This is a genomic window from Metamycoplasma cloacale, from assembly GCF_900660735.1.
Taxonomy (GTDB): domain Bacteria; phylum Bacillota_I; class Bacilli_A; order Mycoplasmatales; family Metamycoplasmataceae; genus Metamycoplasma; species Metamycoplasma cloacale.
This window is the reverse complement of record NZ_LR215049.1, coordinates 517,554-535,527: the sequence shown is the minus strand read 5'-3', so window position 1 is coordinate 535,527 and position 17,974 is coordinate 517,554. Positions and strand designations below refer to the sequence as shown.

3 protein-coding genes and 1 tRNA gene are annotated in these 17,974 nt (G+C 25.7%); all 4 read left to right on the top strand.

The window, feature by feature from the left end; all coding sequences use genetic code 4:
* Window positions 1–55 precede the first annotated feature (55 nt).
* On the top strand, window positions 56–7,681 hold the full coding sequence (locus EXC28_RS05870; RefSeq protein ID WP_036437366.1) for a hypothetical protein: 7,626 nt from the start codon (window positions 56–58) through the stop codon (window positions 7,679–7,681).
* 113 nt (window positions 7,682–7,794) lie between these two features.
* Window positions 7,795–7,870: transfer RNA gene (locus EXC28_RS02400), tRNA-Lys, on the top strand.
* Window positions 7,871–8,108: 238 nt separating this feature from the next.
* Entirely contained in the window at window positions 8,109–9,719 is a 1,611-nt protein-coding gene (locus tag EXC28_RS02395; RefSeq protein ID WP_029330064.1) for a TrkH family potassium uptake protein, read from the top strand.
* Window positions 9,720–9,726: 7 nt separating this feature from the next.
* Window positions 9,727–17,880, top strand: a complete 8,154-nt coding sequence (locus tag EXC28_RS05865) for a hypothetical protein (protein ID WP_029330066.1) — start codon at window positions 9,727–9,729, stop codon at window positions 17,878–17,880.
* Window positions 17,881–17,974 lie beyond the last annotated feature (94 nt).

The following is a 17,974-nucleotide window of genomic DNA, read 5'->3' as shown; positions in this document are numbered from 1 at the left end:
AATGTTTTTTTTTTTTTTAGAATTTGGTAGAATGTTAAAAAATACGGAGAAAATTATGAGTTTATTAAGTAATAAAAAGAAGAAAGCAACAATTGCTCTTTTAACAGTTGCGACAATAGCATCAACGAGTGCTACTGGTTATTATTTATTAGAAAATTATTTCTTAAATGATGAGGACCGTTATAAGAAAACTCTATACGATGCCATTCAAAAGAAAATTAAAGAAGCAAATCTTTTGCTTCAAAATGATAAATTAACTGGATATATTCCAAGCGATGTTAAGAAACATTTAGAAGAAGTTAGAAATTTTGTTAAAACAGCAACAACAGATGAAGAAAGAAAAGAGCTTGAAAAGAAATTGTATCTTATTACCGAAGCTCTTGACAATGCAAAGTATCAAAAAGAATTAAATGATCCAAACGCATCATTAGACGCTTTAAGAATACAATTAAATAAATTGATTCAATCTTCAAGAGAACACGAAGCAATTATGGTTTCACCGGCTAAAGATTATATGGCTAATGAAATTCCAAATGCCCAAACAATTTTAGATAGCACTGAAGCATCAAAGAAAGATATTTTGGATGCTATTTTAAGTTTAAATAAAACTAATAATTCTTTAAATTTATTGGATAAAAGAATTAAAGAATTGAATACAAACACCTCTTTAAACGAAGCCCAATTTAATTCCGCTAAGACTAAATTACTAGAAACATATAACAAACAAAATAAAGAATTACAAGTTTATACTTCAAACGTGATTATTGATGATACAAATGCGTTAAACGAAAAAATGGATAAACTTAAATCAGAAATTAACCTTACCGTTGGTGAGGAATTTAAATATGCATATCCAGAATTACAAAATGAATACAATGAAGTTTTAAATAGAATTAAAACTGAATTCCTAGATTCAAGCAATAGCAAAGGTTTGGATAAAGATAATGTTGAAACCATGAAAGCAATTTTAGAATTACAAAGAAAGAGATTTGCTTTAAATGGTGTATCAAATATTTCTGATTTAGAAAAACAAATCAATGCATTGCCATATTTATCAACGAAAGTTAAGGAAACTTTAATTAAGGATCTACACTATACAGAAAATCTTGAGGAAGCCATTAATTTTGTTGAAGAGGCAAAAAAATTAAATAAACACACTAAATTATTAGAAGAGACAATTCTTGAAGCTAAAAATGTAAAAAAATCAGCTTTATTCGCAAATGCATCAGCCTTAGAACAAGAAAAATTATTATCAGCTATTAAATATGCAGAAACATACAAGCATGCTTTTGAAAATATGCCTGTGTTTAACTTTGTTGACGGAAATTATGAGTTAGATATCAGAATTGATAGATTGCAAGGAATGATTGATATTATCGACCCAAATAGTTTAGCTTCTGAAAAAAACAGAGCTAGAACTGAACTTGAATCAGCTAAAGCTAAATTAGCTGAATATAATGCAAATAAATATGATGGTCCTGAAAAAGTTGCTTTAATTGATCAAATTGCAGTATTAGAAGAATTAATCAATAGACCAAACGAATTTGTTACTAAAGAAGAAATTAAATCTGAAAATCAAAAATTAATTGAAGCAAGAGATACTTTTGATATATACGCAAAAGATCGTGATGCTCATCAAAAAGAATTAGAAAAATTAATTGCAGATTGTTTAGGAATTAAAAATCAAATTGATCCTTCATTAACAGACGTTATAGAGAAATTTAGTAATGAAATTGATAAGGCAAAAGATAAAAGAACTTCAAATCTAGAAAATATTAAAAATGAAATTGAAGCATTAAAAGCAGCAAAAGAAGAAGCTTTATCTGCAAAATTTGCTTTTGAAGAAACTGAAAGACAAAAAAGAGTTGCTGTTTTACAAGAAGAAGCAAAGAAAATTCTTGCAAATGCTAATGCTGAATTGCAAACCGCAACACATACTTCAGATATTAAAGATGATTTAACTGATCTAGCCGGAAATTTAGATGCTTTAATTAAAAAAGATCCAGCAGATTTAACTGAAGATGAAATTAAAGAAGCGATGAAAAACACTGGCAATAAAACAGTGGAATTACATCAATATGAAGAAAATCAAAATGCTAGAGAATTGTTAAATGAAATTCTACAAAAAGTTGCTGAATTCAAAATTACAACTCAAGATAAAAACTATGATGCGACTGCTAAGAAACAAAGAGATGCATTAATTATTGCTCAAGCTTCTGCAGCAGCAATGCTAGATAATAAGTATGCAAAAACAGAAAGCATTCTACAAACTTGTGAAGATTTAAAACAAGTATTATTTGAATCTAAATTCTCGGATAAAATTTTTGATGCAAAACAAGAATTAAGTAAAATTGAGGCTAAAGTTTCTGAATTGAAAGAAGAAAAATTTGACTCAACCGCTAAAGAAGAATTAATTGCGCAAAGAGATGCATTCAAAACTTTATTAAACACTCCAATTGATGTTAAGAACAAAGAATTAGTAGAATCACATATTCAATCATTAGAAGCAAGCAAAACAACTAATGATGAAAAAATTAAAAATGCAAACACCTTTGTTGAACAACGTTCAGAAAAAGAAGCTGTATTAAACCATAAAGTTGAAGATGCAAAAACATTAATTAAGAAAATGCTTGCTCAAAACAGTCCCGATATGATTGCAAGTTCAAATAAATTGCAACAAGTATTAGACAGAATAGAAGCAGATTCACAAAAAACATTATCTGAAATTGAACAATATATCAATGATATTAACGCTCAATACACCGAATCAGAAGCTGAATATCTAAAGAAATTAGCTAACGATGATGCAGCTGCTAGAGAATTGGGTGAAAAGAAAATCACTGAAGCAAATAATAAATTAATTGATTTAAATGATGCTAAATACGATGGTGTTGAAAAAACTAAATTAGCTGAAGAAATTGCTAAATTACAAGCTATATTAGATGCAAACGATCCAAAAGCATCAACATCACAAATCATTGATGCAACACAACAATTAAATCAAAAGATTAAAGAATTAAATGATTATAAAAAATCATATGATGCTAAACAAAAAGAATTAGAAGCTAAAATAGCAAGTGCTAAAGAAGAACTTGCTAAAATGGAACTATTAACTCCAAAAGATAGTCCTGAATATGAAGAACAAAAACAAGCATTAAACGATGCAATTGTTGCTGCTGAAGCTGCCAAAAACACTCCAACGTTAGAAGGAATTCAAGGTGTTATTGATAACATCACTACCGCTACAACTGATGCAGAAGCAAATTATCAAAAGAGATATAAACAATTATTAGATGAGGCAAAAGCAAAAGCTGACGTTGCTTTAAATAATGGCTTATTATTTAATACACTAAAATTCAATGATGAAAAATATGACGGAGAAATCAAAGATGCATTTAATAATGCAGATCTAGCTTTAAAAACAGCAAAAGCTGGAACTGATTTAGATAAAATCCGTGATTTAACTGAAAAATTAGTTGTTGCCCAAACTAATGCTGAATTACATAAAGCAAAAGTTGATGCACAAGAAACTATTAACAAAACTCCAAAGATTTTAGGAGATATCTCAGATTCTAAATATAATTCAACTGAAAAAACTAATTTAGAAGAAAAAGAAGCTGCCTTAAATAATGCAATTGCTAATGCTACAACTTCATCAGAAATTCTAGAAGCTGAAAAAGAATATAAAAAAGCAGTTGAAGCGATGAAAATCAAGAAAGCACAAATTGAAGGTCAAGAAACCTATAATTTAGGTGACACCAAATATCAAACAATGGCTGACAATCAATTTAACTCTCCTGAAAAAACTGAATTAAAAGCTGCTCTTGATGATTTGGCTGTAAAAATTGCCGGTTCAAATATTGATGAAATTATCGCAGCACAAAATCGTGTTAAACGTGCTTTAGGTGATGCAGATGGTCAAATTAAGAAACACGAACAAAAGAAACAATTATTGCAAGATTTAATTAATGAAGCAACAACATTCAAAGACAATATGTCATTAATTAATACTGATAAGGAAAACTTTGAAGCAAAACTTCAAGCCGCAATTAATGTATTAAACTCAAGCGATTCAATTGACGAAGCTTTAGATGATGCCTTAATTAAATTACAAAGAGATCTAGATGGCGCTAAACGCGATGACGGATTAAATAAAGTTATTGAATTAGCACAAAACAACGCTAAACCTGATTTAGCAAATCTAGAATCAGCAATTCAAGCTGCATCAGATCCTAAATATGCGGGTGATGCATATAACAAAGCAGTAGAGGCTCAAAAAGCATTGGATGAAATTATTAAGAGAAGTGAAGGTGTTGATAAGAACTCAATTCTTCCTGAAATTGAACAAGCTAGAAAAAATGCTCAACTTGCTTTAAATGAATTGAATAATTACAAACAAACATACGATGCAAAAAATGACGAATTAAATACATTAATTCAAAATGCACAAGCAACCATTGAATCAATTAAAAATAAACCAGAATTCAATGAAAAAAGAGCTGCATTAGAAGCTGAAGTGGCTAATGCATTAACTAAAATAAATCAACCTAATGCAGGTAAGATTATTGAGGAAATTGAAATTCTAACTAATAAACACAATGAAGTTACAACTGCAGTTAAAGAACAAGAAGATAAATTAAAATCTCCTGAATATATTGAAGCGCATAACCTAGCTAGTGAGATATTAAATCAAGCAAAACAATTACTTGTTGAATCATGAGTAACTGGTAATGATTATGCTTCTGAACAAAAAACTCAATTAATTCAAGCTTTAACTGAGAAAAAAGACAAACTACAAACTGTTGTAGATAATGTCGCTTCATCAATTAATGATTTAAAATTTAATGAATCAGTAACGAAAGATGCAATAGATAAACTAAAGGCTTACAAAGCATATAAAGAAACAGAAGTTTTATTAGCAAAATATACAACTATTATTCAAAAAGCAATTCAATCTCAATTGTATTTTAATATAAATGAATTTGAAACTTTAAAAAATGAAATTACTAAAACAGAAGTTTTAATTCAAGATAAAACTAAGAAATATAACGAAATTGAAGTTATTAGAAAAACTTTTGATAATAATGCAAAACAATTTGATGCAATGCTAAATAAAAAACATAGTGAAGTTAAAACAGAAGCAACAGATTTCGTTGCTACATTAACAGATAATCAATTTGTAGCAATTAAACAAGAATTGCAAACAGCAATTGAAAATAATTCAGATATTACAAATAATGATGATGCAACAATTATTGATAAAACTAAATCAATTCTTACATCATTAAATATCACAAAAGTTAAAATTCCTGCAATTGAAGTATTGACACAAGCTAAAAGATTATTGCAACAATATAATGCAGCTGAATATGACTCAACACAAAAAACAAAATTGCAAGCAACAATTTCAAAATTAGAACAAAAATTAGCAACAACTAATTTATCTGAAATCACAGTAGCTAAAGATGAATTATCTAAGGATATTGTAGCTATGTCGACATATGCAACTGAACACGATAAAATCAAAGCTGAATTAAGAGTCGAATTGCAAGAAGCATTAAGCTTCCATAATTCAATGAATGAAATAAATAATGATAAAGAAGCATTTAAAACTGCTTACGATGTAGCAAATGCTAAATTAAACTCAACAACTCCAGAATTAACCGTTGCAAGAACAGCTCTTAAAGAAGCATTGGCAACAGCTAAAACCGAAAACGATAAAAATATTTTAATCGCTCAATCACAATCACAAGCTATTGCCGCTTTCTATGCTCCTGCTAATAAATGATTTACTGAAAACATTAGTGATGCAAAATATGATTCAGATGCTAAAACTAACTTAAAACAAGCAATTGATGCTTTAAAAACATTATGTGAAAATAAAGAAAATATTAATAAAGATACATTCAATGCAGATCTAAAAATTGCAACTGATAAAGTTAACCAAGCATTATCAGATAATTTAATTCAAGTTGCTTCAAATTATGTTTTAGATTACAACACAAAGAACACTAAATTAAAACAAGAAATTGATCAAACTTCAAAATTAATTGCTCAAATTGAAGATTTTAAAACAGTACCAAATGTAACTATAAATCCAGATGTTGAAACTAAATTAGTTGAATTAAAAAATGAATTAACAAAAGCTCAAGGCGTTGTTGATCATGTTAATGTAAATGACATTTTAACAACCAAATATACTGATTTAGTAGTTAAATTCACTGCAACTGAATCTGTATTCCACACAAATTACCAAACATTCTATACAAATAATTTAAAACCAGCAAATCAAACTGTAATTAATAATGCAAATGACATTGCTTACAAGAGAATGGGTAATGAAATGTATGATTCAACAGAAAGAACTCAATTAAGACAAGAAGTAGCTCAATTAATTGGTGTCGATCTAGCAATTCAGTCAAATATTAATAGTAAAAACTACGATGTTTATATATTAAAACAATACATTGCTAAAGCTACAGAAACATCACATAAGACATCATTAGCAAATGGTAGAAGAGCTAGAATCGATGCAACGACACCTGTTGTCGAGGCGGAAGCATTGTTAGGAAAAATGACAAATCCAATATACAATTCTGCTGAAAAAACACAATTAACAAATGAATTGGCAATTTTAAAAGAAGAAATTTCTAAAGAACAAGACTCAGATGCAGTTACTGCAAAAATTGATGAATACATTGCTAAAGTTAATAAAACAATGGAACCTACAACTATTACATATAACTTGCTAAACGCCTCATTAGTATTTAAAGAAAATATCGCCAAATTAAAAGATTCAACATATGTTTCAACCAATAAATTCAATATGAATTATGGTACTGAAATGCAAAAATTCTATGATTTCTTATTTACTAAAGACAAAGTTCAAGCTATGTTGAAAACAGCTAACGATGAAACAAAATCTTCATTCCAAAGAAGAATTGCAAAAGAAATGATTAACGTTGTTCTATTTACAAATAGAAACTTCTCAACTTGAGGTGTAAAATCAGTTGATGACAGAACAGATAAAAAAGAATTATTGACAGCTCTTAATGACTTAGATGATTATCTAGACAGATTCTATTATGTTATCTCAATCGAAGAGTGAAAAACTGGAGATTGAACATCAACAGCTAGATTGAGAAACTTCATTTCCGGAGATAAAGACTTTGGATGAGATAGCGAAAACTATAATAATTCTCGTATTTCAGTTAACGGTTATAGAATTAATCGTTTACAAGACTCTCGTTGATCAGAAAGCTATGGTTACCAAAGATACGTATTAAGTGTTCAATATGATGCGAATTCAGCACAAGGTCTATATTCATATGGTTATAATGGAACCATGAAAACTCATGGTGGTAGCACGACTACAGATTCATTAAGAAGACAATCTGGTAATGATATGATGAAGATATGAGTTAATGAAGGATACATTAAATTCATTTCTAATATTTATACCTTATACGACATCATTATTCAATGAGCTAATACCGGAAATAACTCACAAAATGCTCGATTTATCAAACTAGAAAACGACATTGATTTAATTATTAAAGCAACAGGAAAACCATTCGTTTCTCTACCTGTAGCTAACGCTCTATTTAGATTTATTATTAATAATAACATCAAAACAGCGGATCAATTATTCTCTCAAAGACCTGCATATAAGAGTATATAATCTCATACAATAAAACAACAGATATCAAATGTCTGTTGTTTTTTATTTAATACAAAAAAATATCTATATTTGTAAATAAAAATTTCATATATATTATAATTATTTTGTATTTTGCATCCTTAGCTCAGCAGGTAGAGCAAGGGACTCTTAATCCCTGGGTCGTGGGTTCGAACCCCACAGGATGTACCATATTAAAAAAACTTGTGAAGAGCAAGTTTTTTTAAATTTCTTACTTTTTTATGACTACAAAAATTGTGATAAATAATAATTAAAATTATTATTTCGAACCAAAAAATCAATAGAAAATATCAACTAATCAAAATTTCATACATTTTTTTTTGCTTAATTTTGGTATTTTTTTTGAAAAATTCCAAAAAATGAAGCTCAAAACTATTTTTAAATATAAAAAATATATAATTACTAAACTATGAAAAAGAAGACCAATATTATCAAAGGAACAAACAAGTTTATTCTCTTTATAAAGAGAATGGGACCAATTAAACACATCTTTATTGTTTATACAATTGTTGTTTTAATTGCATCTTTATTGTTATTTTGACCAGCTACACATAGCGAATCTATGAATACAGTAAAACCAGATTTTGATTATTCTGATGCTTTATTTATCGCTTCTTCTTCATTTAGTGATACTGGATTAACGACGCTTTCGATCTCCAAGGGATTTAATAGCTTTGGTCAAGCAATTATTGCTATTGCGATATTTTTAGGTGGATTAGGTATTTTCGCAATTAAAGTTTATATTATGCAAAATATCTTTGGAATTAAAATGTCAATTTTTAACAACCAAGTATCTCAAGCAGAACGTGGTTCTAATACTTGGGGTGATACTAAAAAATTAATCAAAGTATCTATTACCTTTTTATTAATTATCTTATTAATCTCAACAATTATTTTCACTATTATTTTTTATTTCTCTCCATATAGTCGCTTTTATATCGGTACCCTTAACAATCCAGATATTAATAAAAATGACATTATAGAAAATCTAAAAAATATAGCCAATACCAACAATATCAAAGATTATCAATTATTCAATCCATATGAAACATCATTAGCTAATCCATATCATAGATTTGATTTGTCTTTGAAATATGCTGTCTTTCATTCAATTAGTTCATTATGCAATGCTGGTTTTGATATCATTGGATCAAAAAGCTTACAACCATATTATTTTGATTATGCATTACAAATCTTTACAGCATTATTAATCTTTATCGGTGGTGTAGGTTATCCAGTAATTTATGACTGTTATTTAAAACTAAAATCAATAAATAAGAAAAACAAAAAACATAATTTTAGTTTGTTTACTAAATTAACATTAATCACTTGATTAATCATTACTGTAATTGGTTTTACACTAACTATTATTTTTGAAGCTACATCAAAAAATCCAAATTCATATTGACATCAAGAACAATATGGTAATGGATTTAATAAAACCTTCGGAATCTTCTTTCAAGTAGTTTCTACTAGATCTGCAGGATTTTCAACCGTTGATTATTATCATTTCACAGACCAAACTATTTTGATTCACGCGATTTTAATGTTCATAGGATTTTCACCAGTATCAACAGCAGGTGGTATTAGAAATATAACTATTGCTATTATCTTTTTAAGCATTATAACAATGTTAAGAGGTAAGAAAAGTATTGTTGCCTTTAAACGTCAAATTGGAAAAGAAACATTAATTAAAGCAATTAACATTTTTGCAATTGGTTTATTTCTAATCTTTATTGGAACACTTACAATTCATGCATCATATTTAAACGATATTAATACATCTTCTATAAAAACATATTCATTAGTTCACGTTGTTTTTGAAACATGTTCAGCTTTCGGAAATTCAGGATTATCTTCTGGTATTACAACAGAAGTTGGCTTGTTATCTAAATTTATTTGAATTTTATTAATGTTTATTGGACAACTTGGTATTCAACAAACAATATTAATATGAGGTAAAACAAACAAAAAACCCGAATATTACAAATATATCTACGAAGATGTATCTGTAGGTTAGGAGTGTTATGAAGAAAACAAAGAAAATTATTAAATTAATTACAACAACTGCATTAGCAGGAAGCTCTATTGGATTAATTGCTTCTTCTTGTACACAAGGAAAACTACCGGAGAAACCGAATAAAAATGAAACTATCCAAGAAGAAAACAATTTAATCAAAGGCAATGTTAAATATATTGCAATTGGTGATCAATGATCAGCAGATTTTTATACTCCAAATACATCAACTAGTGGTTATCTAGACCAAGACTCAAACGTTAATGGATTATCATATTCATCTTACATTGCTAACTCAATTAAGCTAATTGAAGATAGTAATATTAAATTAGAATCATTTTACAATTTCAGTTTAGAATACACTACTATTGATGATTGATTAAAGTTAGTTAATCCTGAATCATTAAGTGATTATAATAATTTAGCTAACTTTGAATATAACAAACGTTTAGAAGAAAAATATCCTCAAACCATTAATAATCAAAACAGACTAACTTTTCTATTTAATAATTTCGAAAATTTAAACCAAACATTCTTTTTAAGTCAACTGAAGGAAGCCAATTTATTAACCATTTCATTAGGTTTTAATGATTTCTTTTCAAAATTTGAATTATTAGATATCGTATATAACTTAATAAATGTATCTAAACTTTCAAATGAAGAACATAGTAAAAAATTACAAGAGATCAAAGATCTTGCTGTTAAAAGAGCTAAATTAGTCAATATCAAATTGTCTTTATTAATTTCTGAAATTAGAAAAATTAATAAAGACATTAATATAAATTTAATTGGTTACACTACTCCATTTTTAAAATTAGAAACTATTTCAAAAAATTCATTGAAAGAAGAATTTTTAACAAATCTATATTCTTTATTAAATGAAACAATTGAAAAAACAGCCGAAGAGACAAAAACTAATTATTTTGCTTTTGTTGAAAAGAGTTATTTAAATAGAAACTTAATGAAGTTAAATAATAGTTTCTTTGATGCAAAGCCAAACCATTTAGCATTTAAAAAATTAGGCCAAGATATTTTTATGCAAATGGCTTTAAAAGAAACTGATTACAATGCATTAGTTGGCAATTATGGAAATAAATCGAACAATTATCATCAAGTTTTCAATTTCTCTGTTCGTCCTTCAACGATTAAAAGCAAAATTTTAGGAATTACTAGCGATAATACATTAACTTTCAAAATGGAATATGATTTTGAAAATTTGGCGCAAAATGAATCATTATTAAATGAATTAAATAATAGTAGTGTTAGAAAACATTTATTAAAAACATTTAAGTTGTATTTAAACGAAGCAGAAAATATTTCGAACCAACAATTCCTTGAATTTATTGAAAAAATCTTTAATATCTTTAATTTATCATTAAAGGACTTACAATTAAGTGATAAATTAGAGAATTATTTAACAGATGCGAATAATCGTTCATTTATTGTCAAATTAATAAACAAAATTTTAGATAATAACTATTTAAATAAAAAATTCGATGGTTTTTTAAAAGCAATCGATGATTTATTCATTTACAAAAATATCAATGAAATTAAAATGGATGAAATATCAGCAACATTTAAACAAAATGTTGTTCCAAGTAATATTTCATATGAAGTTGTTAAAGAAATTTTTAACTCCGAATTGATTCAAAATGAAGAGGATAAACAAAGATTAATTGTCGTTTCAACAACCTTATTTAATGCATTTGTTGTCCATGGTTTATTGTATAAAGCCATTGGGTTAAATAATAGCGAAATTTTTGATGTATTTTTAAAAGACGCTGATATATTAAATAAGTTAAATGAAATATTTGAAAAGAATATTAATAATGTAATTAATAATTATCCAAGATACTTTAACACAGAACAAAACAACAGTTTTTCATTGATCAATACAGTGTTAATTAATTTAAACGAAGAAATTTCCGATTTATTCAAACTGGTTATTGAAAAATCAAAAGTATTGACTATCGTTCGTGATGATAATGAATATACAATTTTTGAATTATTGACAAATAAAATAATTCATTCATTTAAAGAAATATATCAAATTAATGAAACTCATTTTAGTAGTCAAGAAATTTCCGATTTTGAATATTTTGTTAAGCAATTTTGAAGCAATTTAAATAACTTTGAAGATTTAAATGTATTTATTAAATTTGTTATTGAATCATACATTGATTACAATGGCAAAGCAACAAGTTTTAATTTAAACCATTTATTAAATCAATTTGTACGTAATTTATTTAATGACAAAATTCTAAAATCTGACAGTAATTTAAATCATTCATTGTTATTTAAATTAATAAGTTTTACTCCTAATCTAGATAACGTTAATAGTTATGTAAATGGATTAAAAGTTATTGGTAAAGCCTTCGTTCTACATAACAATATCTTAGATTCTCAAAACGTTTCAAAAGTAGTTGATGAAGCATATAGAAACAATATTATTAATTTAGTTAAAAATGTAATAAATAGTGATACAACGATATTAAATAATCAAGGAAAAGAATTCTTTAAATCACAAATTGAATACGTTATTCAAAATATCTTTCAAAATAATAGTTTATTAAATCAAATCTTCAAGCATCTTATTGAATATATAGGAATTAATCCGATTGTAAATTATTTAAAAGATAAGAAATTAGATAAAAAAATATTAGAAAATCACCATTCTGATTTAACAATTGAAGAATATGTAAAACAATGATTCGATTCAATATATGAATCACTTTTATCAGATGATTTAATTAATGAATTTAAGAAAATAGTTATTAATATTATTGATAATAACAGTAATTACCAATTTAACGAATGACATGAATTAGTTGCAAAAATTTACAAAAATGCTAAAGAAAATAATTTTGTATCATTATTCAATAGCCTAATTTTAAATGTTGTTAATAATGAAAATTTATGAAACAAAGGCGTTGAACTGTTGTTTGCATATGTTAAAAATGAAACAAATACAGAATTTAGTGTTGAAGAAAAAACTTCATTGAAAAACTTTATTAAAAATTTCATTTTAAACGTTCCAAATTCAACATTTTTTGCTAATTTAGAAAAACACATTTATACAACAGGTGATAAATTAGTAATTGATGATATTACTTCATTTAATGATTTAGCAGTCTTTTTAAAAGAAAATTTATTGCCATACTTTAAATTAAATAATTCAAACCTAGTAAATAATATTATTGATTTAATTTTAGTTAAGAATAAAGAGAATCAATGAGTTGTGGATCAAAAAGAATTAATTAGAAACCTAACATACATTTTTTCAAAAGAAACACTAATTGATTTTATTTTTAAAAAAGTTGATTTAAAAACTATTATTTCCAATGCATTAAATTCAATTAATTTAGATGCAATGGAAATTGATGTTGAATCAAAGGGTAATTTAACTTCGTTGTTGGTTGATCTAAACGACTTTATTGTTAAACAATGAGATACAGTATTTGAAGCAAAAATTAAACAATTGATTAAGAAAATTTTTAATCTAGATAATGTAGATAATTCAGAATCATTACAACAATTCTTAATTAAGGGATTAAAAGAAACAAAAATCCTAGTTAAAGAAATTATTGATACATTGTTTAACGATTTCTTATTTGATAACAATTATCCAAATAGAATTGAACTAACTTCATCATTAATTTTAACCATTATTAAAAATAAATTACCAAGTATTACATTATCGCAAAGCCAATATGAACAATTAAGCAACACATTAGCCAAATTAATTAGAAAAGTTTACTCTTTAAATGTTCATCAGACATTTATTGATAATTTGATTGATAAGATTACAACTAATTTAGAACAATATGGTTTTGATTTTTCTAAATATAATTTTCAGGATTTAATTGATACAAAAGCCTTATTAAAATCATTTAATTTAGATGATATTCTTGCTTTTATTAAAGATGATTTAAATAAAGAAGATATTAAAAATATAATTAAAATTGTATTAGACAATACAAAATACATTCTTGAATTATTAATCAATAAAGAAGGAACTATTGAAAAAAAATCATCAACTGCAACTGAAGAAAACAACGATAATTCAACTAATACGAATAGTGAATCGGTTATTTTCAAAATTATTAAAGCCATTTTGGATAAATTAACAGTTGAAGATAAAACAGAAATAATTAATAAATCAAGTGAATCAATCAAAATCATTCTTCAAAATTCAGAAATTAAAAAATTAATGCAAAATTTAATTGTAAAAGAATTGAAAAATTTTAATCGCGACATTGTAAATGAAATGATTAATTTAGATCCGATGAACAGAAATATTTCTGAATATTCAACCGATCTATTGGAACTATTTACTAAAGAAATTATTAATGAAGAAAACATTTCATTAATTCAAACCGCTTTATTACATATAGTTGAAAATGAACAACTATATAGTTGAAACAATACAGAAAAATTTGTAATTAGCATTTTAAAAAATATAGATTTAAATTCATTAAATACATTAGTTGAAAAAATCATTCATAATGCTTCTCACAATGAAGATCTGTTGAATAAATTAGTAAATGTTTTCATTGCCTTTATTAAAGTTGAAACTAAAACAATTTTAAACAAACAAGAAATTACTAAATTAAGTAAATATCTGAAAGATGTGATTAAAAATCTTGAAAATCAAGAATTATTTATTCAAGCAAAAGAAATTTTATTTAACACTTTAAGTTTATTAACGTCAAGTGATACCTATGGTAGTTCTGTTAATAAGATAGCAGATGCATTAAAAACTAATGTATTACAAGGATCAAATTTTGTTAATAAATTATTAGATACATTACTAGCTTCAAATACATATAATGTATCAGATGTTATTCAAACTGCTAAAGTATTAATGGATAAACCAAGTTTTGTTGATTGAATGTTACAAAAAATTAATTTTAAAGAAATTACATTGAAGTATATTGATTCAATTCAAATTGATAGAGAAAGATTTAATAAACTAACAGCTGAACAACTTGATGTAATTCTTAAATATATGCATTCATATTTTGATAAGAAATATGATACATATCTATTACCTTTATTTAAAGAATTGATAGCTAATTTATTTAGCGATTCAGTCGCATTAAAAGCGGATAGTTTTGCTGATTGAATATCTATTTTCTTAAAACAAAATATACAATTAATTATTAACAAGTCAAATGAATTATTTGCTGAGTTTGTTAATGATGAAAATAATATCTTCAAACACGCTTTAGCTACTTTTTTAGTTGAATTAATGAATCAAGATTTAAAAGGTGTTGATTTTATTGGCAATAGTAGAAACGATTTAATTTTATTATTAGAAAAATTATTTACATATATTCCTAAGTTTAAATTGTTTAATGGTGTAATACCGACTGTAATTAACACTATTGTTGATAATTTAGGAAAACATCAATTTGCAATTGATAAATATCAATGAAATAATGTAATTAACGTTTTCAATGTTATAAATGGTTTAAATTATGAACAAATTGAATTATTTGTTAAATCTTTAACCTCACAAGAAATTACTAGTTTATTGTTATTATTATTGAATAATATATCTAAATTTAGCAATATTGCATACGATGCGACAAACGATTTGGAAAATGTTAATAATATATCAACATCAGGTTCATCACCTAAAGAAAAATCAAATACATTTGTAGGGTTTAATGGTTCAATCCAAATTAATATCAATGTATATTTCAATTTATTAAAATCAATTTTCAACATTTTAAATGATGAAGATCGTCATTTAATTATTCAAGATTTACCTAAGTTATCTAATTGATTTATCAATGATGAAAAAATGCAGAAATTTGTTAAATTACAATTACAAGTAATTAAAACTGAATTAACAAAAATTCATGATAGTGGTCTAACTTTTGCAAATGAATTAATTAATTCAATTTCACATGTGATTTTTGAAGATGAAGTTTCTAAAAAATTAGTGGATTCATTATTAATTTCATTAATTCAATTAAACGGAAGAGATTTTGAATCAATTCATAATTTTAATGATTTATTTACATATATTATGAATGCTAATAAAACCAATTTCAAAACATTTATACGTCATTTATTAGGCTATTTCCTTGATAATCAAGCATTGGTGTCTAGCGGTTTAGAATTTGGATTACAAGCAATAATTACTAAATGAGAATTAAATTCTACTTCCGATCAAGTTGAATTAATTAAATCATTATTAAGTAGAATTATCCATAAATTCGGTTCATTAAATATTGTAGAATCATTAATTGATGATTTCTTAGAACAAACTACAAAATTAAGAATATTAGATGAAAGTGGTCACTTCGATGGTACATTATTGATTCATGATTTAATCAATAACATGAAACAAATTAAATATACCAAATATTTAACAACTGCAAATATTGAAGATATTTTAGCAACAATTTTAAATAAAGATTTATCAAGCAAAAAAATTGAAAATGAATTATGAGCTTTATATACATTTATTCAAACTAACATAGTAAAAATAAAAGAAAGAATAAAATCTTCTAATAAATCTGATAGTAATATTGAAACAAGTTTGAGATCTGACGAAAACAGCGCAGATGGTGTTGTAGATAACGAGTTTCTTGAAGAATTAGAAAAATTGTTGTACAACTTGTTATCAGCATTAAATGGTTCAATAAAATCAGATAATATATCAGGAAAAACAGCATTAGGTAATGTATTGCATAGAATTGTGATTGATCAAATGGAAAAATTTGATTATTCAATGATTAAAAACGATGTAATTGATCAACCTACATTGAAATATATAATTACTAAAATGGTTTCATTGAATGAAACGAAGGTATTGATTGACACACTAATTTCTGATTTTTTAGCAGGCAAAAAAATTATTGATGCTAATAATTTAGGACAATTAATCTCCAAAATAATTCTATTAATTAAAGATAATTTAAAAACAAATATAACTAATTTTGTATTGAGATTTGCTCAAGATGACGAAATTATTAACAAAATTATTGATAATTTAATTAAATTCTTGTCTCTTGAAGGGACAACAAGTGAAGATCGTCAATTTCTTGCTGATTTAATTAAATCAATTATTCCTGAATTAACAAAAACAGAATTATATCAACGAAAATTCTTAAATAGAACCATTGTTCAATTGGCTAATTATGCAAAAGAATTTGATATCCACAATCCATCTAAATGATTCGATGATGCAATTAAAAAAATCATTTCAGTATTTAGTTTTAATGATATCTTAGTGATTTTCCCATTAATTAATGATAATAAACCAATTGATGGTGCTAAATTAGTTAAATTGATTAATTTATTGTTTGGTAAATCAAATCTTCAAAAATCAGTTTTATATGATGCTTTAAGAAACTTAAATTACAATCCAGATCCTTCACAACGTACAAATATGAAATATTTAAATGATCAAGTATCGAATGCTATTTCTAATGCTTTTAAACCTGGTACAAAAGGCGATACAAGTGATCCTGATAACATTTCTGTAGAAATTGATATTTTTAAAACAATTGACACTTTGTATCGTTTAATGGCTACCGAATTAAATAAAGCTATTCAAAGAACACCAGGGGCAAATACAACATTTAAAATTCGTTCAAAATTACCCGAATGAAAAGCTATGTATCGCTTCTCAAATGCTATTAATTTCGCAATGTTTGAAATGTTTGGAAGAGAAACGACGGAAGCGCAAAGAGATAGTAATAAATTTATTAATTTATATTCTGGTGTGAGATCTATTTTATGAGAATTGCAAGAAGGAACGAATATTAAATCAATACCTGGATTATCATCGAAATTTGCTGGTGTGCAATATTACTTAAATGCAAATTATCGTCGTGAAATGAATAATTATGTTATAAGTGAAAGCGGATGATTAATTAAGTCTTGAAAATACTTTAACGAAGAAACATATACACCTGATGCAATTATGTATATTATTGCTACTTCAGGTTATAATGATGCCGAAAAATCTAAATTAAGACCATTTAAATTTAAAGTTACAGAAGATGGTACATTTAATCAAATCTCTAAAAAAGAATATGTTCTATTAACTCTTAAAGAAGGTGGTTATGGTAGATTTATGAAATTAAATAATATTCAATCTATTTCAAGTTGATCTGGATTAAAAGGAACAACTGAATACGAATAGTTGATAATAAATTTTAAAAAAGGAGATTATAGTTTCTCCTTTTTATATTAAATTGTTGAAAAAAAGAATTTAATTCAATGTTCTTTATATAGAT